The following is a 26,539-nucleotide window of genomic DNA, read 5'->3' as shown; positions in this document are numbered from 1 at the left end:
GGCGGCCACTGGGTGGCGCCGCCCCGGCCCCCCCCCCCGGGGGGGTGGGGGGGGCGGCGGGCGGGGGGGGGGCGGGGGGGGGGGCGCCCCCCCCCCCCCCCACCGCCGATCCGTTGTCCGTCCGTGCGTCTGTCCGTGGGACGGGCGAGTATGCCGACCCGCGTCGACGAATCGGCGCGTCACCGCACCGATCGGGTCGAGCGGGTCGACCAGGTAGGGGTCAGTACCGGTACGCGTCCGGCTTGTACGGGCCGTCGACCTGCACGCCGATGTAGGCGGCCTGGCTTTCGGTGAGGGTGGTGAGCTTGACGCCGAGCGCGTCCAGGTGCAGGCGCGCGACCTTCTCGTCGAGGTGCTTGGGCAGCACGTACACGCCGATCGGGTATTCCTCGGGCTTGGTGAACAGCTCGATCTGGGCGATGGTCTGGTTCGTGAAGCTGTTCGACATCACGAAGCTCGGGTGACCGGTCGCGTTGCCCAGGTTGAGCAGGCGGCCCTCGGACAGCACGATCAGCGTCTTGCCGTCGGGGAAGGTCCAGGTGTGCACCTGCGGCTTGACCTCGTCCTTGACGATGCCCGGGATCCTGGCCAGGCCGGCCATGTCGATCTCGTTGTCGAAGTGGCCGATGTTGCCGACGATCGCCTGGTGCTTCATCCGCTGCATGTCCGACGCCATGATGATGTCGCGGTTGCCGGTGGTGGTGATGAAGATGTCGGCGATCTCGACCACCTCGTCCAGCGTGGTGACCTGGTAGCCGTCCATCGCCGCCTGGAGCGCGCAGATCGGGTCGACCTCGGTGACGATGACCCGGGCGCCCTGGCCGCGCAGCGACTCGGCGGAGCCCTTGCCGACGTCGCCGTAGCCGCAGACGACCGCGACCTTGCCGCCGATCAGGACGTCGGTGGCGCGGTTGATGCCGTCGATCAGCGAGTGGCGCACGCCGTACTTGTTGTCGAACTTGCTCTTGGTGACCGAGTCGTTGACGTTGATCGCCGGGAAGAGCAGCGAGCCCTCCCGGAACATCTCGTACAGGCGGTGCACACCGGTGGTGGTCTCCTCGGTGACGCCCTTGATGCCGGGGGCCATCGCGGTCCACTTGCCGGGGTTCTCGGCCAGGTTGGCGCGCAGCAGCGCCAGGAAGACCGTGTACTCCTCGGAGTCGTCGGCGGTCGCGTCCGGGACGGCGCCGGCCTTCTCGAACTCGACGCCCTTGTGGACGAGCATCGTGGCGTCGCCGCCGTCGTCGAGGATCATGTTCGGACCGTCGTGCCCGGGCCAGTTCAGCGCCTGCTCGGTGCACCACCAGTATTCCTCCAGGGTCTCGCCCTTCCAGGCGTAGACCGGCACGCCGCGCGGGTCCTCGGGGGTGCCCTCGGGGCCCACCGCGATGGCCGCGGCGGCGTGGTCCTGGGTGGAGTAGATGTTGCAGGAGACCCAGCGCACCTCGGCGCCGAGCGCGGTCAGCGTCTCGATCAGCACGGCGGTCTGCACGGTCATGTGCAGCGAACCCATGATCCGCGCGCCGGCCAGCGGCTGGGCCGCGGCGAACTCACGCCGGATCGCCATGAGGCCGGGCATCTCGTGCTCGGCGAGGGTGATCTCCTTGCGGCCGAACGCGGCGAGGGAGAGGTCGGCGACCTTGAAGTCGCCGTCGAGCTGCGAAGCCATGATTCGATCCTTCTGCGGGGGGGTGGATGGGACTGGAGACACACCGGTGCCGGGGGCGCCGATGACGTGCCATCCAGTCGGACACTTCTGTGCCTACGGGCCCGAGACCCGACCGCCCTCTGCAGCGACTGTCGTTGTGCGCCAACGACGTTAACATCTCATCCGGTTGGCGTGTGCGGGTACTTTCCGCCAGGTGTCGCCTCGGGATCGGCGCCGCGGGCGGCCTCGTCGGCCCGGTATATGTCCGGTTCCAGGTAGATCGCTCGGGCGATCGGGACGGCGGCGCGGATGCGGGCCTCGGCGGCGTCGATCGCCCGGGCCACGTCGGCCGCCGTGTCCTCGTGGCGCACCGCGATCTTGGCCGCGACCAGCAGTTCCTCCGGGCCGAGGTGCAGCGTGCGCATGTGGATCAGCCGCTCGACGTCGGGGCCGGCCACGATCGCCGCCTCGATCTCGCGGACCGTCTCGATCCCGGCCGCCTCGCCGAGCAGCAGGCTGCGGGTCTCCAGGGCCAAGACGATCGCGATCAGCACGAGCAGCACGCCGATGCACAGCGTGCCGACGCCGTCCCAGACGCCGTCGCCGGTGGCCACCGCAAGGCCGACGCCGCCGAGCGCGAGGAGCAGGCCGATCAGCGCGCCGAAGTCCTCCAGGAGCACGATCGGCAGTTCCGGCGACTTGGCCCGGCGGATGAACTGCGCCCACGTCAGCGAACCCCGATGCTGGTTGGACTCCTTGATCGCGGTCCGGAAGGAGAAGCCCTCCAGGACGATGGAGAACACCAGCACGCCGACCGCCCAGTACCAGCTCTTCAACTCGTGTGGGTGGGCGATCTTCTCGTAGCCCTCGTAGATGGCGAACATGCCACCGACGGAGAACAGCACGATGGAGACCAGGAAGCCGTAGATGTAGCGCTCGCGGCCGTAGCCGAACGGATGCTCGGGGGTGGCGTCGCGTTCCGAGCGTTTGCCGCCCACCAGGAGCAGCACCTGGTTGCCGGAGTCGGCCAGCGAGTGCACGCCCTCGGCCAGCATCGACGAGGACCGGGTGAAGGCGAAGGCCACGAATTTGGCCACCGCAATCCCCAGGTTCGCGGCCAGTGCCGCCACGACCGCCTTGGTCCCGCCGCCCGCACTCATGAATCGACTCCCGCCCGTTGGTTGACCACCGTCGTCGTCACCGGCCGCCTGTGTCGGCGATCAGTGTGTCATCGGGCCGGCGTCTACCCCGGCAGACTTGCGGTAAGTACGCCCGGCCGCGCTCGGCCGGCGGCGCTCAGCGGCAGGGCACGGTCGCCCGGAAGACCAGGCCGTCGGCGCCGTCGACGGTGACCGCGACGCGGGGTTCACCCGCGCGGATGTACACCGACCGGCCGCGCGCCAGGTCGAGGGTCGTTGCGGCCGCGCCCCCCGGCTCGGGCTCTTGTCGCACGGTGGCGGAGCCGCGTACGCACAGCAGGATCTGCGGACCGGCGGTGTCCAGAAAATGCGGCCCGCAGCCCGGGCCGGCGGGCAGCCGGGACAGGCGGAAGTCGGCCACGGGAGTCGTGTAGACCTCCTCGCCCGGGTGCGCCGCGCTCGGCTCGGGGCCCAGGATCTCCACCGGTCCGGCCCGGAAGGCCATGATCCGCAGCAGCTCGCCGACGTCGATGTGCTTGTCGGTCAGGCCGCAGCGCAGCACGTTGTCGGAGTTGGCCAGGATCTCGACCACCACCCCGTGCAGGTAGGAGTGCGGCATGCCGGCCGCGAGGAAGACCGCCTCGCCCTCGCGCAGCCGGATGTGGTTGAGCAGCAGCGCCACCGCGACACCGGGATCGCCCGGGTGCCGCTCGGCCAGACCGGCGACCGCGGCGCACGCCTCCGCGTAGGGCGAGCCGTTCGCGGCCAGTCGGCGGCAGGCCGCGGCGACCGCGTCCACCACCGTGGTGCGCAGGCGCTCGGGCAGCATCAACACGTGTGTGGTCGCCGCGCGTAGCGCCGCCTCCTCGTCCGGATTGCGCAACGCCCGGGCGAACGGGGCCAGTTCGGGCACGTCGAGGGCGTCGAGCAGCTTCAGCGTCTCGGCGATCTCGCGGTAGCCGACCAGGCCCTCGAAGTCGCCGAGCGCGCAGATCATCTCCGGTTTGTGGCTGGAGTCGCGGTAGTTGCGGTGCGGCGCGTCGATCGGCACGCCGCGCGCCTCCTCCTCGGCGAAGCCCTGCCTGGCCTGGACCGCGTCGGGGTGCACCTGGAGCGACAGCGGCTCCTCGGCGGCCAGCACCTTGAGCAGGAACGGCAGGCGCGGACCGAACCGGGCGGCGGTGTCCGGGCCCAGCTCGCCGGCCGGGTCCGCGGCGATCAGTTCGACCAGCGAGCGGGCCCCGAAGCCGCGATCGACCTCGGACGGCGCGCCGGGGTGGGCACCCATCCACAGCTCGGCCTGCGGCTCGCCCGTGGGGGCGACGCCGAGCAGTTCGGGGATGGCCGTGAGCGAACCCCACGCGTTGGCGCGGACCCGGTTGAGAAGGCGGTCCATGGCTAGCGGGGACCACCTTCGGTCCAGGGGAACAGCCCCGGCGCGGCGGGACCCACGCCGGTGCCCAGGGCCAGGTAGACGGCCGCGAAGTCGGTGACGGCGATCAGCTCGGCCAAGCGCTCGACGGGGCTGCCGCCGCGGGCGCCGACCTCGCCGACGGCCGCCCGGCCCAGCGCGCCCAGGGTGCGGCGGGCGTGGTCGACGGGCGCGGCGGCGGCCGGGTCGTCGTGGTCGACGAGCAGCACCGGGTACATCCGCACCGGGTCGGGCTCGTCCACCCGGTCGCGGAAGAAGTCGTCGGGGTCCTCGGCGGCACCGGCCTCGCCCGCCTGGAAGACCCGGTCCATATAGCGGCCGGCGATGGGCAGCGGGCCGGACAGCGCGGGTGCGGCGGCCACGCCGGTGAGCATCGTGGCGAAGCGCTCGGCGGCCACGCCCGCCACGGTGCCCGCGCCCCACACGACCGGGATGGTGCCGGCGATCGCGCCGGCCAGGCCCTTGGCGGGGTTGAGGTACGCCTCGGCGGCGGGCCGGCAGCGGGTGCTCGTCTCGTCGAGGCGATCGGCCATCGCGTCCACGCTCGCCAGGCCCTCGCCGGGGGTGAACGCGCTCGCGCCGCACGCGCCGGTGATCGCGAGCAGCGCGGTGAACAGCGGCCAGAACGCGGTCTGCGCGGCGAACACGGTCTCGTCGGCGTAGCCGGCCGCGCCCACGGAGCCGGCGTCGACGGGGACTCGGACCACCACGCCCCGGCTCTGCTGTACGGCGGCGTCCAGGGCCGACCCGCCGGGCGTGGCCGCGACCGTCTGGCAGCCGCGCCGGTAGGCCTGGCCGGCGAGGTCGATCAGGCCCGGCTCGTCGCCGCGCCCGGCCGTCAACACGAGGTCCATCGGACCGGCCCAGCCGGGCAGCGTGCCGCCCGTGCCGAGGATCACCGGCAGTGCCGCGTCGGCGCCGGTGACCGCGCGCAGCGCATGGCCGAGCGGCCCGTACGCGGGCGCGGCCAGGATCACCGTGCGCGGCCGGTCCCGGGGCGCGATCGCGGCGGGCAGCGCCTCGCGCGCGGCCTGCACGGCCCGGCGGACCTGGGCGCCGGCACCGGCCAGCGCCCGCAGGGTCTCCGCCGTATCGGCCCGGGCGATGCCGTCCTGGTCGTCCAGCAGGGCCTCGTCGAGGATGTTCATGCCCGATCGGTGCCCGACCGGCGAGCCTCGTCCACGAGCAGTACCGGGATGTCGTCGACGACGGGGTACACCAGCCCGCAGGAGGAGTTGTCGCAGGCCAGCGCGGCGTCCCCGTCCCGGTGCAGCGAGGCGTGGCAAACCGGGCACGTCAGGATCGCCAGCTGCGACGGTTCCAGATTCACGACATCTCCCACATTTCCGACTGTTCGTACCGTTCGTACCTGTTCGTCCGGGTCCGGTGCGGCAGTCGTCCGATTGAACCCATCACCTTACCGAGCCGACCGGTCAGTCCCGGACGAGTGCCAGCACCTCGTCGCGGATCGCGATCATGGTCGCCTCGTCGTCGGCCTCGACGTTCAGCCGCAGCAGGGGCTCGGTGTTGGACGCGCGCAGGTTGAACCACCACCGGTCGGCGACCACGGTCATGCCGTCCAGGTCGTCCACGGCGGCCCCGGGCCGGTCCACGAACGCGGCCCGGACCCGCGCGGTCGCCGCCGCCTGGTCGAGCACCTCGCTGTTGATCTCGCCGGAGGCCGGGTAGCGGTCGTACTCGCTCGCGAACTCGGACAGCGGGCGGTCCTGGCCGCCGAGCGCGGCGAGCACGTGGATCGCGGCGAGCATCCCGGTGTCGGCCCGCCAGAAGTCGCGGAAGTAGTAGTGCGCCGAGTGCTCGCCGCCGAAGATCGCGCCGGTCTTCGCCATCTCGCCCTTGATGAACGAGTGGCCCACCCGGGTGCGCACCGCCTCGCCGCCGTGCTCGGCGACGATCTCGGGCACCGCGCGGGAGGTGATCAGGTTGTGGATGACGATCGGCTTCGCCTCGCCGTTGGCCTTCGCCCGGGCGATCTCGCGGACCGCGACCAGCGCGGTCACCGCCGAGGGGGACACCGGGTCGCCGTGCTCGTCGACCACGAAGCAGCGGTCGGCGTCGCCGTCGAAGGCCAGGCCCAGGTCGGCGCCGCTCTCGCGGACCTTCGCCTGGAGGTCGACCAGGTTCTTCGGGTCCAGCGGGTTCGCCTCGTGGTTGGGGAAGGAGCCGTCCAGCTCGAAGTAGAGCGGGACGATCTCCAGCGGCAGCCCGCTCGCGGCGCCGAGCACGGTCGGCACGGTGTGCCCGCCCATGCCGTTGCCCGCGTCCACGACCACCTTCAGCGGCCGGATGCCGGTCAGGTCGACCAAGCCGAGCAGGTGCGCGGCGTAGTCGGCGAGCACGTCGTGCTCGCCGATCGTGCCCGGGGTGCCGGCGAAGTCGGGCACGCCGGCCTCGGCGAGCGCGCGGATGTCGGCGAGGCCGCTGTCCTGGCCGATCGGCGCGGCGCCGGCGCGGCACATCTTGATGCCGTTGTACTGCGCGGGGTTGTGGCTCGCGGTGAACATCGCGCCGGGAAGGTCCAGGCTGCCACTGGCGAAGTACAGCTCGTCGGTGGAGGCGAGCCCGATCAGCGTGACGTCGGCGCCCTGGGCCGCGGCGCCCTCGGCGAACGCGCCGGACAACTCGGGCGAGGAGGGCCGCATGTCCCGGCCGACCACGATCGCCTCGGCTCCGGTGACCCGGACGAACGCCGCGCCCAGTGCTCGCGCGGTGTCGGCGTCCAGCTGGTCGGGGACCACGCCCCGCACGTCGTACGCCTTCACGATCTGGGAGAGGTCGCGCACCCGAAGACTCCACTCGCTCGACCGCGGTCGCGATTCGCCGCGGTGTTGGCCGTTGTCCGTCGACCCCTGCCCCGCGGACGACGCCTCAGACCCTATCGGCCGGCGGTCAGCTCTCGGGTGAGCGCAGAACGCGCAAGTGGCCGCGGCGGCCGGTCTCGGGACGGCCGTCGCGGTCCGGCGGCTCGGGCGCGGGCTGCGGGGGCTGCGGCGGGCGGGCTGCCTCGCGCACCGCGTTGGCCAGCGCCTCCAGGTCGTCGCTGCTGGGCTTGCCCGCGCTCGGATCCGGCGCCAGGCGCACGACATCCCAGCCGCGCGGCGCGGTCAGCCGCTCCGAGTGCTCGGCGCACAGGTCGTAGCAATGGGGCTCGGCGTAGGTCGCGAGAGGGCCCAGGACGGCCGTGGAGTCGGCGTAGACGTACGTCAACGTGGCGACTGCGGTTCGGCCGCAGGCGGTCCGCGAACAGCGACGTACAGGGCTCACGACGATGGACGGTACCGCAAGCGGGCCGAACCCGCGTGGTATCCGGGTGCGGTGTGACTCACGTGTCGCTCCTCACAGGATGTCGGCGGCATGGGGACACCCGTTCGGGGCGGTCCGCGACGTCCTTCGACGGGGCGGCGCGGACCGGTCCGGATCGGGCGGCCAGGCCCTAAGCTCGTGCCGTGCACAACGAGCACTCGGTCCCCTCTTCCCCCCGCGAGCGCGACTCGCGCCGTCGCAGTCGGCGCGACCGGCACGGCCGCGGCATGCGCGGCCCGCTCGCCCCGCCCCCCGTGCCGATCGCGCTGACCCGCGCGCAGCGGTTCGACGACCTCGCCGCCGATGTCGTGGAACGGCTCGCCAAGCGCTGGCCGCAATTGGAGGAGGTCCGCTTCGCGGTCCTGGACGTGCCCGAGGCCGAGACGGCGGTGAACGGCGACGAGGCGGTGGCGCTGGGCCGGCTGGTGCCGGCGACCAAGGCCGTGCCCGCCACGATCATCCTGTACCGGCGCCCGCTGGAGCTGCGCGCGGAGGGTCGGGCCGAGCTGGAGATGCTGGTCAACGACGTGTTGGTGGAGCAGGTCGCGGACCTGTTGGGGATGGATCCGGACACCATCGACCCCGACGACTGAGAGCCGGAACCACGAAGGCCCGGGCCCCCGCTGCGGGGTCCGGGCCTTCGTCGTCTCGCGAGCGTGCGGCTACCGCTGCGGGACCAGCAGGGACATGTCCTGGCGGGCGTTGGGCACCACCACGGTCTCCACGCCGGGCACGAAGGGCTGCACCGTGAACGCGGCGGTCTTGTTCATCGTCTCGGTGACCGTGCGGGCCAGGTGCACCGGCTGCGAGCCGGGCTGCGGTTCGGCGACCAGGGCGAACCGCGTGGCGCCGGCCGGGGCCGGGGCGTTGACCTGGACGGTGGTGCCGGCGGGTACCTCGACGTCGGCGGAGACCGGGTCGCCCTTGTCGCCGAACGCGGTGAGCTTGACCTTGGCCGGGCCCTTGGGCGCGGTCAGCGTGACGGTCGTGGCGACCGCGCCGCCGGTGCGGTTCTCCGCGATCAGCGCGCGACCGGTCAGCTCCGGGGTGGCGCTCAGGAACGCCACCTCCGCGTCGGTGCCGCCGCCCTGCACCACCCGGACCCCGGCGATGATGTCCGCGCGGCCGGAGACCAGCCGGAGCGCGCCCGCGTCGCCGCGGTTGACCGGGCCGAGGTCGAAGACGGTCAGCTTGTTGCCCTTGACCTCGGTGGTCTCGTGCTCGACCGGCTTGAAGGTGTTCACCTTGCCCGCGACCGACAGTTGCACGTCGGTGCTCTCCCCGCTCGGCGAGAACAGCATCAGCTGCACGTTGCCGGCGTCGCCGGTGATCGCGGGCAGACCGGTGATCACCAAATTGCGGCCCGGGGCGCCGGACGAGGGCAGCCAGTCGGTGCCGACCGCCCCCTCCTGGTCCCGGATCGCCGCGCCGACCCGCCCGGACCGCGCGATCACGTGCACTGCCAGGCCGGGCTCGATCGCGCTCGGGTTGAGCGTGCGCAGCAGGATCGCCGTCGAGGCGCCGGGGGCCAGCGACATGCCGCGGCCGGCCTCGGACTCGATCGGGCCGTTGCGCCCGAACAGTTCCACGTCGACGACGGCGGGGGTGTCCCGACTGTTGGACAGGTACAGGTACGCCTCCCGGTTCTCCGTCGTGGCGGCGCCGACGAACCAGCGGTCGGTGGTGGACGCCTCGCAGGTGACCCCGGCCAGCCCGCGGCCGGCGTTGCTGGGCACCCGGGTGACCGCGCCCGCGCCGAAGCCCGGGGCGAACGCGCCCGAGGCGGTGCCCAGGAGCGGCGGCACGTCGGTGTTGTCCACGCCGATGCTCGCGAGCTTGCCCGGGGCCTCGACCTTGGTGCGCACCTTGGTCCGGTCGCCGAGTTCGACGACGCTCGCCTCGCCGCCGCTCGCCCCGGCCTGGGCGGGCGGGGCGAGCGCGGAGACCGCGGTCGAGCTGCCGGGCAGCTGGCGCACGAACGGGCAGGACACCTCGGCCTGTTGCACCGGCACCCGCGGCGCCGCGGGCGGCGGCGCGGCCTTGCTCTCGGTCGGGCGGGTCACGACCGCCAGGCCGACGACGACGGCCAGCAGCGCGACGACGGCGGCCAGGGAGAGGGTGGTGCGCTTCACGGGCGGTCTCCCTGCGGGGACGGCGGCCACGGATCGTCACCCGAGCGCGGCTCGGGCGGGCGGCCGGCGGCGGGGTCCTGGTAGGCGGTCGGGTCGTACTGCTGCGGGGGCAGCGGGTTGCCGTACTCGTCGTAGGCGGGCTGCTGGTGCGGCTGTTGATGCGGCTGCCCGTTCCAGCCGAAGGAGCCCGCCGCGTCCGAGCCGTCGGGCGCGCCCTGGACCGGCAGGCCCTGGGCCTGCTGGTCGTACTGGTACCCCTGGTAGTCCGGATAGCCCTGGTACTGCTGCCCGTAGTCCTGCTGCGGGTACTGCTCGTACGCCGGCGTCGTGGTGCCGTCGTAGGGCGTGCCCTGCCAGGCCTCGACCGGCACCGGCGCCTCGGCCGGGTCGGTGCGCTGTTCGGGGAACTCGGGGAACCCGTACGCGTCGAGCCCGTCGGCCCCCACCGCGACCGGCACCGCCTCCGGCGCCTCGACCGGCTCGGCCGGCTCGGCCGGCTCGGCCTTGCGTCGGCCGCGCCGCCCGCCGCCCTCGCCGGCCGCAGTGCCTGCCGCGACCGGCGCCGCGGCGGCCTCGGGCAGGTCGTCGTCGGTGCCGCGCCGGCGGGCGGGCAGCGCCATGACGAACACGACGAACACGAGCACGCCCTGCACGAGCAGCCAGACGCCGTGTCCGCCCGAGGAGTGGGTGAGTTCGAGCCGGCCGGCCTCGGGGCGCAGTTCGAAGCCCTGGGCCCAGCCGTCCAGCGTGCGGGCGGTGAGCTTCTTCCCGCCCTGGGTGGCCTGCCAGCCGGAGTCGGCGCGTTCGGCGAGCCGCAGGATCCGGCCCTGGGGGCCCGCCTCGATCCGGGTGGACACGCCCTCGCGGGTGGTCGGCAGGGCCTTGGCCTTGCCGTCGGGGTCGACGATCAGCGCCCGGCCGACCGGGTATTGCAGCCGCCAGAGCGTGGCGCCCTGGGTGGCGCCGACCCGGGCCAGGCCGGGGGTGCCGTCGAGCCGGGCGGTCAACTCGCTGCCCACCGGCGGCTTGAGCTGGATGAACTCGATGCCGTACGGGGCCAGCATGCTCGCGTCCGCGCCACCGCCGCCGGCGATCAACTTGCCCAGGAAGGTGTTGAATTGCCGGTACGTGGACGCCTTGGGCGCCGTCTCGGCGTCGCCGAGCGCCGGACCCTCGCCGCGCACGATCGTGTAGCTGACGTTGCCCGGTTCGGGCGAGGTGAGTACGAGGGTGCGCGGGTGGCGCGCGCCGGTGGCCTCCTCGGCCACGAACGCGGGCACCACGACCGGGTCGCGCCGCTCCAGCGGGCCGTCGGCGCCCTTCCACAGCCAGGTCCCGGCGGCCAGGAGCGGGGCGGCGCCGGCGACCACGGCCAGCACCACCGCGGTGGGCTGGCGCCAGCCGAAGCTGCCGGCCGCGACCCGGGTGCGGGCGTCCTCGGCGCCGACCATCGCCGCGGTCACGTAGCCGAGCGCGATCACCACGACGGCCGCGCCGGGCCATGCGGGCACCTTGGCGCCGGTCGCCTCGACGGTGATCTCGGCGTGGCTGACCACGACCGCGAGCAGCAGGCCGACCAGGGCCACCGCCCACGCGCCGAGCACCGCGGCCCGACGCGAGTCGCGCAACAGCGCGGCCAGCGCGGCGACCAGCAGCGCGCCGGTGAGCCAGATCGGCAGTGTGCCGGGGCCGCCGGGGTCGAGCAGCAGCAGGCCGACCGGGCTGGTGCCCTTCTCGGCCAGCGCGTCGCCGGCCAGGCCGGGCTCGCTCAGGAACAGCGCCGGCTTGCCCGCGAGGGCCAGGGTCCACGGGCCGAGCAGCACGAGCGGGGTGCCCAGCACCACGCCGACCCGCAGCAGCAGGCCGATGCCCGGACGCGGGCCGAGCAGCCCGGCGAAGCAGACCCCGACTGCGATCAGCGCGAGCAGCGCGGTGGCGAGCCAGAGCAGCGGGGTGAACGCGGCGACGACGGCGAGGACCAGGCCGGTGGCCCAGGCCGCGCGCATGGACGCCTTGAGGTCGCCCGCGCCGAGCACCTGGGCCGCGCCGCGCGCGACCACTGGAGCCAGGACGAGGGCGACGGCGGTGCCGATCCGGCCGCCGGCGATCGCGCCGGTGGCGACGGGGGTCAGTGCGTACGCGGACGCCCCCCACACCCGCACGCCCGGCGCGGAGACCAGGCGGCGCGAGCACAGGTAGGCGCTCATCCCGGCCAGCGGCACGCTGCCGATCAGCAGTACCGCCACCGCCGTGCCGGCCTTGCCGAACAGAAGCGTGGCGAACGCGGCCAGCGCGCCGACGTAGGGCGGCGCGCTGGCCGCCTCGCCGAAGCCGACGCCTTGCCAGGTGTCGGCGTAGCGGTCCCACAGGTCCGACGCGCCCTCGGGCGCGGGCAGCAGGGCGCCGCCGAACAGGCTGCCCCCGGAGAGCAGATCGCGGGCGGCGAACAGGGTGATCAGGGTGAGCGCGACGGCGAGCGAGAGGCCGGGGCGGCGCATCAGCATGCGCAGCTTGACGAAGTTCTCCGTGTCGAGCGACTCGGCGTCCTCGTCGACCGGGCCCGATTCGGCGCTGCTGTGCCGGCCGGACCGGTTCTCCGGTTCCTCGCTGCGCCGCAGGTTGCCGATCAGGCCCTCGGCGGCGTGCCGCACGGTGGCCGCGCGGCTGGGGAACAGGTCGCCCAGGTCCTTGTCGGACATGGTGCGAGTGCGGGCCCGGGCCCGCCGCGCGGACAGGAAGCCGGCGGGGCGCAGCAACACCGAGACGGTGCCGAGCAGTTCGTCCAGCGCCATGCCGGGCAGCTTGCCGAGCAGGTAGCCCAGGCTGCGGAACAGGCCGCCGAACAGCAGGCGGAACCACAGCAGCGGCCAGCCGGCGCCGGTGCTGTTCGCGAGCAGCGTGAAGGCGGCGCCCGCTCGGTCCACGCGGTGCGGCCGGTTGGCGGCGACGTCGATCGGCCGGCGCTCGCGCGTGGCCGCCTCGGCGTGCTGGATCACCGCGTCCGGGACCACGACCACGCGGTGCCCGGCGGCGTTGACACGCCAGCCGAAGTCGGTGTCGTCGCGCGAGAGCGGCAGACGCGGGTCGAAGCCGCCCAGGCTCTCCCACACGTCGCGGCGCACCAGCAGGCCGGCGCTGGAGACGGAGAGCACGCCGCGGATCGCGTCGTGTTGGCCCTGGTCCTGCTCGCGGCGCTCCAGGCCGGTCCAGCGTCGGCCGCTGCCGGTGAGCGTGGTGCCGACCTCGAGCAGTTGCCTGCGGTCGTACCAGCTGCGCACCTTGGGGCCGAGCACGGCCACCGAGGGCAGTTCGTCGGCGGCGCGCAGCAGCAGGTGCAGGGCGTCGGGGGCGGGTTCGCTGTCGTCGTGGAGGAGCCACAGCCACTCGACCGGTTCGGTCGACCTCGGCGGGCGGTCCTCGTCGGTGTCGCCGTACGGATCCGACACGTCGTACGTGTCGGTGCGGTACGGCAGGGACGCGGGGTCGAGGTGCGGCGCGGCGCGCAGGGCCTCGCTCACGGCGGCACCGAACGCGGTCCGTCGCTCGGTGTGCAGCACCGAGTCCCGGCCGAGGGCGTCCTCCAGCAGACCCGCCGAGGCGTCGGTGCTGCCGGTGTCGACCGCGACGACGCGCTGGACCGGGCGCTCCTGACCGAGCAGGCCGGTCAGTGTGCGGGGCAGCCAGCGGGCCCCGTCATGGGCGACGAGGATCGCGGTGACGATGTGCCGTGGGAAAGCCGGAGCTTGCGCGTATGCCGACTGATGGCTGAAAAGTGACATCGAGTGCGGGGACCCCGGGGGGCTCGTAGCGGCGTGGTACCAGCGGTCCGGCATCCGGCCGAACGGCCCACACACTACGCGACGGGCACCTCGGCCCCGCCCGGATCGGGCGCGGGCCCGAACCGGCGAGCGTCAGACGGCCGCCTTCTTGAGCCGGCGCCGCTCGCGCTCGGACAGTCCGCCCCAGATCCCGAAGCGCTCGTCGTTGGCCAGCGCGTATTCCAGGCACTCGTCGCGCACCTCGCACGCCAGGCAGACCTTCTTGGCCTCCCGCGTCGAACCGCCCTTCTCGGGAAAGAAGGACTCGGGATCGGTCTGGGCGCACAGGGCGCGCTCCTGCCAACCGAACTCCTCCTCCTCACTCTCGCCGTCGGCGACCAGTAGCTGGAACAGCTCGCCCATCGCGTGCCTCCTCGACCCGTTTTTGCGTCCCCGTGATTAAGCCGTTACCGGTAACGGTTCACGACGTGTGTGAAATTACAAGCGCGTCGTTGCTGCGACGTCAAGCCGGGCTCTGCTATTAGGGCGGGGATTCACTCCCCGGGACCACAACAATCCGGATTGACCACATAAATGGACACATCCGGACAACCTGTTGTGCCGCGCAATCGCCTCGACGTTCCGGGCGGGGAGCGTACCGGCGGGAGGCGCGACGCCATTCGATGCCAACCCGTGATGACCTCTACAAGGGACTACGCCTCGCACCATCCACGCAGTTCCCGGGCGGGACCGGAAAACCGCGATGATGACCGACGTCACACGGAAATGGCCCTCCCCGTGCCCCGCGAGCTTCAATCCCTTCCCCGGATTCCTCACCCGAATCGGCCAGCGGTCGGCCGAGTTCGCGGCCTCGGGTCCGCCCGCGCCGGCGACCCGTGCCCAGTCTTGTCCACGGCCCCGGTTCACCCGTGCCCGCGACCCCGGTCACCCGAATCGGGGACCGACGGGGCGCGGCGGACCGCGGCGAGTTGACAGGGCCACCCCCCAGACGGTGTCCTTTTCCCATGTCCGCACGCTGCAGCCTGTTCCGGAGTCGTCCTGTCGACGCCCGTCGGGTCTTCTGTGCGCTGTGTCCGCCGTGTGACCACGTGTACAGCTGTTGTACCGGCTGTAACGCCTGAGGACGCCATTTCGGCAGTCCTCCGCGCAGCGGCGGCACTCATTGAAGGGGCTTCTCCCCTTTTTCCCCCTTTATCGACACGACCGTTCGACTCGTTCGATTCGGTCGATTGTTCGGGTCGCCGTCTGCCGCTCGCGTGTTCGTTTTCGATCCGCCGCGTTCGCCAGATCCGCCGCGCGTGAGATTTCGCGCAGACATCCCGAAGGACTCCCCCTTATGTCCAGCGACATCACCGTCGCCGGCGACCCGCTCGCCGCCCCCGCCGTACTCGCCCTCCCCGTCGCTCCCCCGGTGCGCCCCGCCGTCGCCCGCCTCGCCGCGCTCGCCCGGCAGCATGCCGGCCTCGTCGCCGCCGACCTCGATCAGGTCCGCTACGACCCGATCACCCGCTGGTACAAGCGGCTCGCCGCGACCGAGGACCTGGAGGTGTGGCTGCTCAGCTGGCTGCCCGGCCAGGGCACCGGTCTGCACGACCACGGCGGCTCGTCCGGCGTGTTCACCGTGGTCTCCGGCGAGTTGCACGAGCGCTCGCTCGTGGTCACCCCGCTGCGTCGGGCGGGCGCCCGCGAGCGGGTGCTCGCCCCGGGCGCGACCCGCGTATTCGGGCCCACCTACGTGCACGAGGTGACCAACATGGGCACGGAGCCCGCGGTCAGCGTGCACGTGTACAGCCCGCGCCTGGCGTCGATGAACCTCTACGACGCGGCCGAGGACATCGCCCGGCCGAGCTTCGCGCCGCTGCGTCGGGTCGGCGTCGAGCGTTCGGGAGAGCAGTGGTGAGCGCCGTCGACCGACTCCTGGACCTGGCCCGGGCCCGGCTCGTGCGGGTGAGCCCCGAGCAGGCGCACGCCGCGTTCCACGACGGGGCGATCCTGGTGGACACCCGCCCCGACTTCCAGCGCGACGCCGACGGCGCGATCCCCGGCGCGTTGGTGATCGAGCGCAACCATCTGGAGTGGCGGCTCGATCCCGAGGGCACGGCCCGGGTGCCCGAGGCGACCGGTTGGGACGTGCGCGTGGTGGTGTTCTGCGACGAGGGCTACGCATCGAGCCTCGCCGCGGCCTCCCTGGTGGACCTGGGGCTGTCCGGGGCGACCGACCTGATCGGCGGCTTCCAGGCGTGGAAGGCGGCGGGGCTGCCCGTGGTGCCGTCCGCCGGACGCAGCCGGCGCACGAGCGCGGCGGCGAGTACGACGAGCAACGCCACGCCGTAGCCGATCTGGTGGGTGGCGCGGACCTGGTCCGGGGACAGGTCCAGGCCCCAGGTGAGGTAGAGCGCGTAACCGGCCGGGCCGAGCGCCAGCCACTCCCACCGCCGGCCGTCCAGGGCCACGAGCGCGACCACGAGCAGCGCGTACCAGGGGTAGGCCGGGGTGAGTACGAACAACATGCCGCCGGTGAGGGTGAGCGCGCCGTGCCAGGGCCGGTCGGGGTCGGCGCGGGCGATCACCGCGGCGGTGAGGGCGAGCAGTACGACGACGGCGGCGTACGGGGCGGCCTCCACCGGCAGCACCAGGCCGAGCAGGCCGAACCGGGCGCCGTCGTCGTAGCGTTCCTCGGCCAGGTAGCCGGGGAGGTAGCCGAGCACCGCGTGCCCGGCGGCGAGCACGTGCGGCAGGTAGACCAGCACGACGGTGAGCCCGGCCGCGCCGAGCAGCCGCACCGGGGCGCGGCGCAGCCCGGCGGGCAGGGCCGCGGCGGGGAACATCTTGGTCGCGACCGCGCCGCCGAGCAGTACGCCGCCCAGGATCGGCCGGCGGGCGGCGACCGCGGCCAGCCCGAGCACCATGAGCAGTACGCCGAGCGCGTCCACGTGCGCGTTGTTGCCCGCTTCGAGCGCGACCATCGGACACCACGCCCACCACACGGCGCTCCTGGGGTCGCGCCCGAAGCGGCGCAGCACCAGGAGCAGGCTCACCGTGACCGCGACGGCGAGCAACGCGGCGGCGGCCTGGACCGGTTCGTGTCCGCCGGGCGGGGTGGCCAGGTGCACCAGCAGGTAGTAGGCCTCGGCCACGGGTGGGTAGATGGTGTGCACCTGGGGTCGGTTGATCCGAGTGCAGCCGCCGTCCGGCAACGGGTGCCGGAACCACCCGGCGCACTCGCCCTTCGGGAAGAGCCAGTCGTCGCGGTAGCGGGCCACCTCGGGGTCGGCGGGGGTGTGCGTGTAGGGCGAGTGGCCCGCCGCCTGGACCCGGCCGTCGAAGGCGTAGCGGTAGGCGTCGTCGCTGGTGCGCGGTTCGGCGCCGGTCGCGAGGAAGGGCAGCGCCACCGCGCCGAGCAGGATCAGCGGCACCGCGCGGCGCTCCGGAAGCCGGCGCACGAGGTGGGCGCCGAGGGCGAACAGCGCCCAGGCGACGCCGTAGACCACGAATACGCCGACGCTGCCGGGGTGCGTCCACGGCCCGTACACCGCGCAGCCCACGGCCGCCGCGAGGGCGAGTCCGGTGCCGGCGGCGGCGATCGTGGTCGCGGGGCCGGGAGTCGCGGGTCTGCGCGTGGGCGTGGTCGCGCTCGTGGTCGTGGGCGGCGGGCTCGGTGGCATGCGGCGAGTCTGTCGGCGGCCGGGCCGCTTTCGGGGCATCCCGGGCCGACCGTCAGCACTCCGTAAGGCGGTCAATGGGGGCCGGCGGCGGGTTTTGCGCGTTGGCTGGACCCATGAAGCTCGACATCCGCCTGCCGGAGCCGCCCGCCGTGTTGCGGCGGGGTCCGTTCCGGGCCGGGGCCTTCCGTGACACGCTGCACGATCCGCGCACGGCCGTGGTGGTGGGCCGGTTGCTCGGTCCGGCGTTCCTGGTCTGCTTCCTGACCGGGGTGTACAGCCATGTGCTGCAACATCAGCCGCACTGGCTCGCGTTGCCCGCGCGGCCGGTGTGGGGGTATCGGGTCACCCAGGGGCTGCACGTGGCGACCGGGATCGCCGCGGTGCCGTTGCTCCTGGTGAAGTTGTGGGTGGTGTATCCGCATCTGTTCGCCTGGCCGCCGGCGAAGTCGGTGGTGCACGCCCTGGAGCGGTTGTCCGTCGCGGTGTTGATGATGGCGGCGATCTTCGAGTTGGGCACCGGTTTGTTGAACGTCGTCCAGTGGTATCCGTGGCCGTTCCCGTTCGTGCCGGCGCACTACTGGATCGCGTGGGTGGCGGCGGGGGCCATCACGCTGCACGTGGCGGTGAAGTTGCCGCTGATCGTGGCGCATTGGCGCCGGCCGCGCGGGGCGCCGGCGGATCCGCACGGACCGTCGCGACGCGGGTTGTTGACCGTGCTCGGCGCGGGGGTGGGTGTGGTCACGCTGGCCACGGTGGGGCAGACGGTGACGCCGCTGGGGCGGGTGTCGGTACTGGCGCCGCGGCGGGCGGATCTGGGGCCGCAGGGGCTGCCGGTGAACCGGACGGCGGCCGCGGCGGGCGTGTTCGCGGCGGTGCGTGATCCCGGGTGGCGGCTGGAGGTGGCCGGGCCGCGGCCGTTCGCGCTGTCCCGGGCGGAGTTGTTGGCGATGCCGCAGAGTCGGTCGGTGTTGCCGATCACGTGTGTCGAGGGCTGGAGCGCGTCGGCGCACTGGTCGGGGGTGCGGATCCGGGATCTGCTGGAGCGGGCGGGGGCCGCGCCGGGGGATCGGCTGCGGGTGTTCTCGCACGAGCGGTTCAGTCCGTACTCGGTGATGGACATGCCGGGCGAGTGGACCGACGATCCGCTGACCCTGCTGGCGCTGATGCTCAACGGCGCTCCGCTGGCCGAGGATCACGGGTATCCCGCGCGGATCATCGCACCGAACCGGCCGGGCGTCTTGCAGACGAAGTGGGTCGCCAGGATGGAGGTGGTGCGATGAGTACGGCGTTCGAGCCGCCGCCGGTCGCGCCGCGTACGGGGCGGGTGGTCACGGTCGTTCGCCTCGTGCTCGGGGCGGTGGGCCTGGCCGGGATCGGGTGGGGTGTGGTCGGGGTCCGCGACGACCCGTTCCTGCGCGATCGGCTGGGTCTGGCGAAGTGGCTGGTCGGTGGGTTGCTGCTGCACGACGCGGTATTCGCCGTGGTGGTCTTCGTGGTCGGCGCGCTGGTGATGCGGGTGCGGCCGGGGCCGCCCGCGTGGGTGCGCCGGACGGTGCTCGGCGGGCTCGCGGTGGGGGTGGCGGGCACGCTGATCGCGCTGCCGGCGCTGTTGCGGCCGCTGCCCACGCAGAATCCGTCGGTGCTGCCGCTGGACTACGCGGACGGGCTGGCGATCGTGTGGGGCGTGGTGGTGGCGGGGACGGCGCTGGTGGTGGGGTGGCGGTACGCGCGGGGGCGGGGGCACGACTGAGCGGGGGCGGGTGGGGCACGGACGCGGGCGGGATCGGCCCCGGGTCAGTGCCGGCGCAGAGCGGCGAACGTGCGCTTCGTGTGGGTCCAGCTCTCCGTCGGGGTGAACGCGTGGGCGGGAGCGAGGCGGCGGAGGGACGGGGTGCCGATCCTGGCCCAGCGGAAGGCGCCGCCGTGGCCGCCGCCCGCGTTCTCGACCCGGGCCGCGAAACGTTCGTGGACGTCCTGGGGGTCGGTCTCGACCAGGAGCAGGCCGCCCGGGGCGAGCAGGGTGTGCATACGGTCGAGCAGCCGGGCCGGGTCGCCGCCGATGCCGATGTTGCCGTCGGCGAGCAGCGCGACCGCCCAGCGGCCCTCCCCCGGCAGCGGCTCGAACACCGAGCGGCACAGCGCGCTCGCGCCGGCGGCTCGGCTGCGGGCCACCGCGGCCGGTACCGGGTCCACGCCGAGCGCGGCCACCCCGCGCCGGGTCAGCGCGGCGGCCAGCCGGCCCGGGCCGCAGCCGACGTCGAGGGTGGGGCCGGTACAGCGGACCAGCAGGGTGTCGTCGGCGGCGTCCGGCTCGGCGCACCAGCGGGCCAGTTCGAGGCGCTGCCGCCGACCGCCGTGCCGACGCAGGTAGAGCGCGCCGCCCTCGCGCAGCGCGACCGCGTACGGATCGGCGGCGTCCGCGTACGGATCGCTCGCGGCGTTCGTCCCGGGCGTCGGCTCGTGGACCAGGGTCATGCGTACACCCCGTCGCCGAGCAGCGCGCGGGCCACGCCGGCGCAGTGGGTGCCGGGGATGTCGCGGGTAACGGCGGCCAGGTCGTCGGCCGTGTCGATGTCGGTCAGGGTGGGCAGGTCGCGCACGGTCAGGCCGGCGGCGAGCAGCCGGGCGCGCTGTACCGCGCCGGTCTCGGGCACCGACATCGGCACACCGGGGAAGACCGAGGGATCCGGTCGACGCATACCGATAGCCCAGAACCCGCCATCGGTTGCCGGGCCGAACCACGCGTCGGCGGCCGACCAGTCCACGGTGAGCAGGTCGGGGGTGATCTGCGGGGTGTCCATGCCGACCAGCAGGGTCGGCCCGGTACACCCGGCGAACGCGGCGGCGAGGCGCAGGTCGAGGCCGCCGCCGTGCTGCGGGCACACCTCGAAGCCGGGCGGCAACCACGGCCCCGGCGCGCCCGCGAGCACCAGGACGCGGCGGCGGGCGGGCGTGGCCAGCACCGCCGCGAGCGTGTCGGCGAGCGCGGCCTCGGCCACCGCGGCGGCCTGGTCGGGGGTCAGCGGCGGGGTCAGCCGGGTCTTGACCCGGCCCGGGACGGGGGCCTTGGCGATCACGAGCAGCGTGGTCATGCGGGCCGCCCGGGGCGGACCAGTACCGCGCTCATGTCGCGCACGGCCGTGACGGTGCCGCGTACCGTGCCGGTGACCTTGGAGCGGCCCGCGCGCGGGCGGTAGAGCACGTCGACCTCGGCGATCCGCCAGCGGGCGTCGGCGGCGCGGACCACCGTCTCCAGCGGGTAACCGGAGCGCCGGTCGCGGACGTCGAGGGCGAGCAGGTCGGCGCGCCGGGCGGCGCGCATCGGTCCCAGGTCGTGCAGGCGGGCGCCGGTGCGCCCGCGCAGTCGGCGGGCCAGTACCGCGTTGGCGAGGCGGGCGTGGAGCGGCCAGGCGCCGAGGCTCTGCGGGCGGCGGCGGCCGAGCATCAGGTCCGCGTCGCCGGCACGTACCGGGTCCACCACCTCGGGGAGTTGGGCGGGGTCGAGGGACGCGTCGCAGTCGCAGAAGCAGACGATCGGCGCGGTCGCGGCGAGCAGCCCGGCGTGGCAGGCGGCGCCGAATCCGCGCCGCTGCTCGACCACCACCTCGGCGCCCAGCGAGCGGGCCAGGTCGGCCGAGCCGTCGCGCGAGCCGTTGTCCACCACGAGGGGGCGATATCCGGCCGGCATCCGCGCGAGCACCCAGGGCAGCGCGCGGGCCTCGTCGAGACAGGGCAGCACCACGTCCACCGTGTGGGCGGCGGAGGGCGCCGCGGAGTGCATCGTGGATGGCTCTGTGGAGTGAGCTGTGGAACGGGCCCGGGCCGCGGAGTGTGGCGCGGCCGGCTCGGCGGACCGCGTCGCGAAATGGGCCGCGGATTGCTCCACGGCATGTGCTGAAGAGGCGTCCATGCGGCTCACGCTAGGTAAGCGTGCGGCGTGTACCCAGGCATGACGTGCTTACGAAGTACTGACGTCGCGTCGATACGGCCGTGTGGGTTACGGGCCGCTTACGGATCCGACCCGCGCCGGAATCGTCCACCTTCGCGCACCTACACTCGCCGGCATGAAGGTGCTCGTCGTCGACGACGACCCGACCGTGGCCGAGGTCGTCGTCGGCTATCTCGAACGTGCGGGGTTCCACACCGCGCACGCCGCCGATGGACCGTCCGCCCTGGACCTGGCCGCCGCCGACCCTCCCGACCTCGTGGTGCTCGACCTGATGTTGCCGGGCATGGACGGCCTCGACGTATGCCGGCGGCTGCGCGAGCGCGGCCCGATCCCGGTGGTGATGCTGACCGCGCTGGGCGACGAGGGCGATCGGGTGCTCGGTCTGGAGGTCGGCGCGGACGACTACGTCACCAAGCCGTTCAGCCCGCGCGAGTTGGTCCTGCGGGTGCAGTCGGTGCTGCGCCGCGTCGCGGGGCCCGTCGCGGCGGCGGTGCCGTCGGTGCTTCGGCACGCCGACGTCGAGGTGGACGTGCACGCCCACCGGGTGCTCCGCGCCGGCCGCGAACTCTCGCTCACCGCGCGCGAGTTCGACCTGCTCTGCTTCTTCCTGGCGGCGCCGGGCCGAGCCTTCACCCGGGAGGAGTTGATGCGCCGGGTGTGGGGGTGGGAGTTCGGCGACCAGTCCACGGTGACCGTGCACGTACGGCGCCTGCGGGAGAAGATCGAGGACGACCCGGCCGCGCCCCGGCTCCTGGTGACCGTGTGGGGCGTGGGATACCGCTTGGAGGTCGAACCCGGGTGCCGGTGAAGGATTTCGCGCTGATCTGCCTGATCGCGGCGGGCAGCGGCCTGGGGGTCACGCTGCTCGGGCTGCTCGGCCTGCGGGCGTTGCGCAACCGCTCGTTGTCGGTCGCGCTGGCCGCGATGTCGGTGGTGACGATAGCCGGCATGGCCGCGGGCACCGTCGGCGTCTCGCAGGCGATGTTGTTGTCCTCGCACGACCTGACCGTGGTGATGGTGGTCTGCGCGGTGTCGGCGATGCTGGCGATCGCCGTGGCGATGGTGCTGGGCCGCCCGGTGGTGGCCGACGTACGGGCGCTGCGCGGCACCGCTCGGGCGCTCGGCGGCGGGCCGCCCCCGCCCGCGCCGCCGCGGCAGGTCTCGGCCGTGGCCGAACTGGCCGAACTGGGGCGCGAGTTGGAGCGCGCCGGGGTACAGCTGGCCGAGTCGCGCGCCCGCGAGCGCGCGGTCGAGCACGCGCGCCGCGAGTTGATCGCGTGGATCTCGCACGATCTGCGCACCCCGCTGGCGGGCCTGCGGGCGATGGCGGAGGCGCTGGAGGACGGCCTGCCCGAGGACCCGGCGCGCTATCACCGGCGGATCCGCACCGAGGTGGATCGGCTCAGCGGCATGGTGGACGACCTGTTCGAGCTGTCCCGGATCCAGGCGGGCGCGTTGAAGTTGTCCCCGGCCCGGGTCTCGCTCTACGACCTGGTGGCGGACGCGATGGCGGGCACCGAGGAGTTGGCCCGGTCCCGATCGGTCCGGGTGGCGGGCGAGGACATGGCCGCGGTGCCGGTGCGGGTGGACGGCCGGGAGATGTCCAGGGCTTTGACGAACCTGCTGGTCAACGCGATCCGGCACACGCCGTCGGACGGCACGGTGGCGGTCGGCGTGCGCACGGCCGCCGGCGAGGTGGTGGTCTCGGTCACCGACGCGTGCGGCGGCATCCCGGAGGAGGACCTGCCGCGTGTGTTCGACACGGGCTGGCGGGGCACCCACGCCCGCACCCCGTCCCCGGCCGGCGGCGCGGGTCTGGGCCTGGCCATCGTCCGCGGCATCGTCGAAGCCCACGCGGGCCGGGTCGCGGTCGCCAACACGGGCACGGGCTGCCGCTTCGAGGTGCGCCTGCCGGCGGGGTGAGGGCGGGGGTGCTCCGGGCCCGCCGGCCGGCGGGTCGCTCACACGTGGGCGAACTGGGCCATGCCGTCCGTGAATGCGATCTCGGCGCGCCAGCCGAGTTCGGCCTCCAGCCGGGCCGCGGAGGCGGTGATGTGGCGCACGTCGCCCAGTCGATACTCCGCGGTGGTGATCGGCGTCGGGCCCGCGTGCGCGGCCGCCAGGGCGAGGGCCATCTCGCCCACCGTGCGCGGCACGCCGGTGGCCACGTTGTACGCCCGCAGACCGGGCGTCGAGCGCTCGAAGGCGGCCAGGTTGGCCGTGGCCACGTCCCGTACGTGCACGAAGTCGCGCCGCTGGCCGCCGTCTTCGTACACCCGAGGCGGCAACCCGGCGCGCAGCATCGAGCGGAAGATCGCGGCCACGCCCGCGTACGGGGTGTCCAGCGGCATCCTCGGGCCGTAGACGTTGTGGTAGCGCAGGGCGGTGGCCACGCCGCCGGTGCTCCGGGCCCACGCGCCGGCCAGGTGCTCCTGGGCCAGCTTGGTCGCGGCGTAGACGTTGCGCGGGTCGGGCGCCGCCTCCTCGGAGATCCGCCCCGGCGTCACCTCCATCCCGCACACCGGACACGGCGGCTCGAAGCGCCCCGCCTCCAACGCCTCGATCGGCCGCGCACCGGGCACCACGTCACCGTGCTCGGCGCACCGCCCCACTCCCTCCCCGTAGACCACCATCGAACTGGCCAGCACCAGCCGCCCGATACCGGCGCGCCCCATGGCGGCCAACAGCACCGCGGTGCCGAGGTCGTTGCAGCCCACGTAGTCGGGTGCGTCCCCCAGATCCAGCCCGAGCCCGACCTTGGCCGCCTGATGACACACCGCGTCCACACCGACCAGCGCCCGCGCCACCGCATCCGCGTCGCGCACGTCCCCGACCACGGAGTCCACACCCTCGACGGACACCAGATCGAAGACCCGCACCTCGTGCCCGGCCTCGACCAGGCACTCCACGACGTGCGACCCGATGAACCCGGCTCCGCCGGTGACAAGGATCCTCATACCGCCCAAGCTAAGTCGCTCCGCGCCGCCTCATCCCCCCACACGCCCCGATGTCACCCGTTCGTAAGACCTGCCGTCGTGGCGCGTCGGGTTCGCCCACCCCGGCGCTTCGGTGTCGGGTGCTGCGAGACTGGTTTCATGCGCATCGTTGTACTGGCCGGAGGTATCGGCGGGGCTCGGTTTCTTCGGGGGCTCAAGGCGGCCGTTCCGGAAGCGGAGATCACCGTCGTCGGCAATACCGGGGACGACATCCACCTGTTCGGGCTGAAGGTGTGTCCGGACCTCGACACCGTCATGTACACGCTCGGCGACGGCATCAACGAGGAGCAGGGCTGGGGGCGTCGGGACGAGTCGTGGAGCATTCGCGAGGAGATGGCCGCCTACGGGGTCGAGCCGACCTGGTTCGGGCTCGGCGATCGGGACTACGCGACCCACATCGTGCGGACCCAGATGCTCGGCGCCGGGTATCCGCTGTCTGCCGTCACCGAGGCGCTGTGCGCGCGGTGGCAGCCGGGGGTGCGGCTGATCCCGATGAGCGACGACCGCGTCGAGACGCACGTGGTGATCGATGATCCGGACAAGCCCGGCACCCGCAAGGCGGTGCATTTCCAGGAGTATTGGGTGCGGCTGCGGGCCGCGCCGACGGCGCACGCGATCGTGCCGGTCGGGATCGAGACCGCCAAGCCCGCGCCCGGCGTGTTGGAGGCGATCGCCGCGGCCGACCTGATCCTGTTCCCGCCGTCGAATCCGGTGGTCAGCATCGGCACGATCCTGGGCGTGCCCGGCATCCGGGAGGCGTTGGTGGCCGCGGAGGCGCCGGTGATCGGCCTGTCGCCGATCATCGGGGGCGCCCCGGTGCGCGGGATGGCCGACCGGGTCCTGGAGGCCGTCGGTGTGGAGACGAGCGCCGCGGCGGTCGCGCAGCACTACGGCCCCGGTCTGCTCGACGGCTGGCTCGTGGACACCGCCGACGCGGCGGCCGTGCTGAGCGTGGAGGCCGCCGGCATCCCGTGCCGGGCGATCCCGCTGTTGATGAGCGATGTCGAGGCCACCGCCGAGATGGCCCGGGCCGCGCTCGCGCTCGCGGACGAGGTGCGGTGATGGGCGCCCCGCCGAGCGGCTACTCGATCCTGGGCGTGTCCGGGCTGCCGGAGATGGGCGAAGGCGCCGACCTGGCAGCGCTGATCGCGGACGCGGCGGCCGGCCCCGACGGTCCCGGACTGCGCGACGGCGACGTGCTCGTGGTCACCTCGAAGATCTTCAGCAAGGCCGAGGGTCGGCTGCTGCGCGGGGTCGATCGGGAGAAGGTGATCGACGCCGAGGCGGTCCGCCTGGTCGCCCGCAAGGGGTCGACCCGGATCGTGCAGACCCGCCACGGCTTCGTGATGGCGGCGGCCGGTGTGGACGCCTCCAACACCGAGCCGGGCACGCTGTTGTTGCTGCCCGAGGACGCGGACGCCTCCGCCCGGCGGTTGCGCGCTGCGCTGGCCGAGCGGGCCGGCGTGCGGGTGGGCGTCGTGGTGTCGGACACCTTCGGCCGGCCGTGGCGCAACGGGGTCACCGACGTCGCGATCGGCGTCGCCGGGCTGGACGCGGTCGACGACCACCGGGGGCGGATCGACACGCACGGCAACGAGTTGGCGGTGACGATCACCGCCGTGGTCGACGAACTCGCGAGCGCCGCCGAACTGGTCAAAGGCAAGGCCGGCGCCGTCCCGGTGGCGGTGGTGCGCGGCCTCGCGCACCTGGTCACCGAGGCCGACGGGGCCGGAGTGCGCCCGCTGGTGCGCGGCGCCGCGGACGACATGTTCCGACTCGGTACCGCCGAGGCGGTCGCCGAGGGGGCCCGCACCGCGATCACCGCCCGACGTACGGTGCGCGCGTTCACCGACGAGCCGGTGGATCCGGAGGCGGTACGCCGCGCGGTGGCCGCCGCGATCACCGCGCCCGCGCCGCATCACACCGTGCCGTGGCGCTTCGTGCTCCTGGAGAGCGCGCCGGCCCGGATCGACCTGCTCGACGCGATGCGCTCGCGCTGGGTGGCGGATCTGCGCGCGGACGGCCTGGACGAGGACCGGATCGCCCGGCGCGTCGGGCGCGGCGACGTGTTGCGCAACGCGCCGTACCTGGTGGTGCCGTGCCTGGTCACCGACGGCGCGCACGCCTACCCCGACCCGGTGCGCTCGCGGGCCGAGCGGGAGATGTTCACCGTCGCGGCGGGCGCCGCCGTACAGAATCTGCTGATCGCGCTGACCGCCGAGGGCCTGGGCTCCGCATGGGTGTCGTCGACGATGTTCTGTCCGGACGTGGTGCGCGCCACGCTCGCGCTGCCCGCCGACTGGGACCCGATGGGCGCCGTCGCGGTGGGCCGGCCGGCCGAGCCGCCCCGGGAGCGTCCGGCCCGCACGGTGGACGACGTGATCGTGGTGCGCTGAGCGCGGCACCGGGCGGCGGAACCCGGACAGGCGAAGGGGTGGGCCCGCGAGGGGCCCACCCTTTCGTCATGGTTCACCG

At 73.8% G+C, this 26,539-nt stretch carries 23 protein-coding genes and 1 pseudogene; 9 read left to right on the top strand and 15 right to left on the bottom strand.

All coding sequences use genetic code 11. The features are described from left to right. Positions 1–220 precede the first annotated feature (220 nt). The 7 genes from ahcY to ACH4XV_RS46305 all read right to left on the bottom strand — a co-directional run bounded on the left by ahcY (position 221) and on the right by ACH4XV_RS46305 (position 7,504). The gene (gene ahcY, locus ACH4XV_RS46335; RefSeq protein ID WP_395800298.1) at positions 221–1,669 is read right to left on the bottom strand and encodes an adenosylhomocysteinase; all 1,449 of its coding nucleotides are present in this window, start codon (positions 1,667–1,669) and stop codon (positions 221–223) included. Between the two features lie 158 nt (positions 1,670–1,827). Then, positions 1,828–2,808 carry a cation diffusion facilitator family transporter gene (locus ACH4XV_RS46330; RefSeq protein ID WP_395800296.1) on the bottom strand — a complete coding sequence of 327 codons (981 nt, stop codon included), beginning with the start codon at positions 2,806–2,808 and terminating at the stop codon, positions 1,828–1,830. Between the two features lie 136 nt (positions 2,809–2,944). Continuing rightward, a complete protein-coding gene (gene manA / locus ACH4XV_RS46325) occupies positions 2,945–4,183 on the bottom strand; it encodes a mannose-6-phosphate isomerase, class I (RefSeq protein ID WP_395800294.1) in 1,239 nt (412 codons plus the stop codon). 2 nt (positions 4,184–4,185) lie between these two features. Beyond that, positions 4,186–5,367, bottom strand: coding sequence for an SIS domain-containing protein (locus ACH4XV_RS46320; protein WP_395800292.1), 1,182 nt, complete (start codon positions 5,365–5,367; stop codon positions 4,186–4,188). Beyond that, positions 5,364–5,549 (bottom strand): Trm112 family protein, encoded by a 186-nt coding sequence (locus tag ACH4XV_RS46315; protein WP_379999953.1) that lies wholly within the window; start codon positions 5,547–5,549, stop codon positions 5,364–5,366. Before ACH4XV_RS46315 ends, ACH4XV_RS46320 begins: the two co-directional genes overlap by 4 nt. 103 nt (positions 5,550–5,652) lie before the next feature. Continuing rightward, positions 5,653–7,023, bottom strand: coding sequence for a phosphomannomutase/phosphoglucomutase (locus ACH4XV_RS46310; protein WP_395800290.1), 1,371 nt, complete (start codon positions 7,021–7,023; stop codon positions 5,653–5,655). Between the two features lie 106 nt (positions 7,024–7,129). Further along, positions 7,130–7,504, bottom strand: coding sequence for a DUF3499 domain-containing protein (locus ACH4XV_RS46305; protein ID WP_174861553.1), 375 nt, complete (start codon positions 7,502–7,504; stop codon positions 7,130–7,132). 266 nt (positions 7,505–7,770) lie between these two features. Here ACH4XV_RS46305 and ACH4XV_RS46300 point away from each other — a divergent pair, with 266 nt between their 5' ends. After that, the gene (locus ACH4XV_RS46300; protein ID WP_078976974.1) at positions 7,771–8,136 is read left to right on the top strand and encodes a metallopeptidase family protein; all 366 of its coding nucleotides are present in this window, start codon (positions 7,771–7,773) and stop codon (positions 8,134–8,136) included. 69 nt (positions 8,137–8,205) lie between these two features. Here ACH4XV_RS46300 and ACH4XV_RS46295 read toward each other — a convergent pair whose 3' ends face one another. From ACH4XV_RS46295 to ACH4XV_RS46285, 3 genes are all read right to left on the bottom strand, one after another. Continuing rightward, on the bottom strand, positions 8,206–9,675 hold the full coding sequence (locus tag ACH4XV_RS46295; RefSeq protein ID WP_395800288.1) for a DUF5719 family protein: 1,470 nt from the start codon (positions 9,673–9,675) through the stop codon (positions 8,206–8,208). After that, positions 9,672–13,454 carry a glycosyltransferase family 2 protein gene (locus ACH4XV_RS46290; protein WP_395800286.1) on the bottom strand — a complete coding sequence of 1,261 codons (3,783 nt, stop codon included), beginning with the start codon at positions 13,452–13,454 and terminating at the stop codon, positions 9,672–9,674. Before ACH4XV_RS46290 ends, ACH4XV_RS46295 begins: the two co-directional genes overlap by 4 nt. A gap of 132 nt (positions 13,455–13,586) precedes the next feature. Further along, positions 13,587–13,856 (bottom strand): WhiB family transcriptional regulator, encoded by a 270-nt coding sequence (locus ACH4XV_RS46285; protein ID WP_078976971.1) that lies wholly within the window; start codon positions 13,854–13,856, stop codon positions 13,587–13,589. A gap of 934 nt (positions 13,857–14,790) precedes the next feature. Between ACH4XV_RS46285 and ACH4XV_RS46280 the strand changes: the two genes are divergently transcribed. Together ACH4XV_RS46280 and ACH4XV_RS46275 are read left to right on the top strand one after the other, a co-directional pair. Further along, the gene (locus ACH4XV_RS46280) at positions 14,791–15,354 is read left to right on the top strand and encodes a cysteine dioxygenase (RefSeq protein WP_395800284.1); all 564 of its coding nucleotides are present in this window, start codon (positions 14,791–14,793) and stop codon (positions 15,352–15,354) included. Next, on the top strand, positions 15,351–15,788 hold the full coding sequence (locus ACH4XV_RS46275; protein ID WP_379999943.1) for a rhodanese-like domain-containing protein: 438 nt from the start codon (positions 15,351–15,353) through the stop codon (positions 15,786–15,788). The genes ACH4XV_RS46280 and ACH4XV_RS46275 overlap by 4 nt, the downstream gene beginning before the upstream one ends. Before the next feature lie 221 nt (positions 15,789–16,009). On the opposite strand, the pseudogene ACH4XV_RS46270 reads toward ACH4XV_RS46275, so the two are convergent. Then, positions 16,010–17,119 (bottom strand): annotated as a pseudogene (locus ACH4XV_RS46270) (glycosyltransferase 87 family protein); the annotation flags it as partial. 113 nt (positions 17,120–17,232) lie between these two features. On the opposite strand from ACH4XV_RS46270, the gene ACH4XV_RS46265 reads away from it, so the two are divergent. Next, positions 17,233–18,399, top strand: a complete 1,167-nt coding sequence (locus tag ACH4XV_RS46265) for a molybdopterin-dependent oxidoreductase (protein ID WP_395800282.1) — start codon at positions 17,233–17,235, stop codon at positions 18,397–18,399. Then, positions 18,396–18,869 (top strand): hypothetical protein, encoded by a 474-nt coding sequence (locus ACH4XV_RS46260; protein WP_395800280.1) that lies wholly within the window; start codon positions 18,396–18,398, stop codon positions 18,867–18,869. Before ACH4XV_RS46265 ends, ACH4XV_RS46260 begins: the two co-directional genes overlap by 4 nt. A gap of 44 nt (positions 18,870–18,913) precedes the next feature. Here ACH4XV_RS46260 and ACH4XV_RS46255 read toward each other — a convergent pair whose 3' ends face one another. From ACH4XV_RS46255 to ACH4XV_RS46245, 3 genes are read right to left on the bottom strand one after another with little or no spacing between them, the layout of a single operon-like run. Beyond that, complete coding sequence (locus ACH4XV_RS46255) at positions 18,914–19,594, bottom strand: class I SAM-dependent methyltransferase (protein WP_395800278.1); 681 nt, start codon at positions 19,592–19,594, stop codon at positions 18,914–18,916. After that, on the bottom strand, positions 19,591–20,211 hold the full coding sequence (locus tag ACH4XV_RS46250; RefSeq protein WP_395800276.1) for a DUF2064 domain-containing protein: 621 nt from the start codon (positions 20,209–20,211) through the stop codon (positions 19,591–19,593). The genes ACH4XV_RS46255 and ACH4XV_RS46250 overlap by 4 nt, the downstream gene beginning before the upstream one ends. Then, complete coding sequence (locus ACH4XV_RS46245) at positions 20,208–20,900, bottom strand: glycosyltransferase family 2 protein (RefSeq protein ID WP_395800274.1); 693 nt, start codon at positions 20,898–20,900, stop codon at positions 20,208–20,210. The genes ACH4XV_RS46250 and ACH4XV_RS46245 overlap by 4 nt, the downstream gene beginning before the upstream one ends. A gap of 283 nt (positions 20,901–21,183) precedes the next feature. Here ACH4XV_RS46245 and ACH4XV_RS46240 point away from each other — a divergent pair, with 283 nt between their 5' ends. Together ACH4XV_RS46240 and ACH4XV_RS46235 are read left to right on the top strand one after the other, a co-directional pair. Next, positions 21,184–21,876: a response regulator transcription factor gene (locus tag ACH4XV_RS46240; RefSeq protein WP_395800272.1), complete on the top strand. Its 693-nt coding sequence runs from the start codon at positions 21,184–21,186 to the stop codon at positions 21,874–21,876. Continuing rightward, a complete protein-coding gene (locus ACH4XV_RS46235) occupies positions 21,873–22,991 on the top strand; it encodes a sensor histidine kinase (RefSeq protein ID WP_395800300.1) in 1,119 nt (372 codons plus the stop codon). Before ACH4XV_RS46240 ends, ACH4XV_RS46235 begins: the two co-directional genes overlap by 4 nt. A gap of 38 nt (positions 22,992–23,029) precedes the next feature. Here the strand turns inward: ACH4XV_RS46235 and ACH4XV_RS46230 are convergent, their stop codons facing one another. Continuing rightward, positions 23,030–24,025, bottom strand: a complete 996-nt coding sequence (locus tag ACH4XV_RS46230; protein ID WP_395800270.1) for an NAD-dependent epimerase/dehydratase family protein — start codon at positions 24,023–24,025, stop codon at positions 23,030–23,032. Positions 24,026–24,163: 138 nt separating this feature from the next. Between ACH4XV_RS46230 and cofD the strand changes: the two genes are divergently transcribed. Both cofD and ACH4XV_RS46220 read left to right on the top strand, forming a co-directional pair. Further along, on the top strand, positions 24,164–25,126 hold the full coding sequence (gene cofD, locus ACH4XV_RS46225) for a 2-phospho-L-lactate transferase (protein WP_395800268.1): 963 nt from the start codon (positions 24,164–24,166) through the stop codon (positions 25,124–25,126). After that, the gene (locus tag ACH4XV_RS46220) at positions 25,126–26,460 is read left to right on the top strand and encodes a coenzyme F420-0:L-glutamate ligase (protein WP_395800266.1); all 1,335 of its coding nucleotides are present in this window, start codon (positions 25,126–25,128) and stop codon (positions 26,458–26,460) included. The genes cofD and ACH4XV_RS46220 overlap by 1 nt, the downstream gene beginning before the upstream one ends. Positions 26,461–26,539: the final 79 nt, after the last annotated feature.

Origin of the sequence: Embleya sp. NPDC020630 (assembly GCF_044334985.1) — a bacterium.
Lineage (GTDB): Bacteria > Actinomycetota > Actinomycetes > Streptomycetales > Streptomycetaceae > Embleya.
Note: the sequence above shows the minus strand (reverse complement) of the source record. Positions and strands in the feature narration are given on the sequence as shown.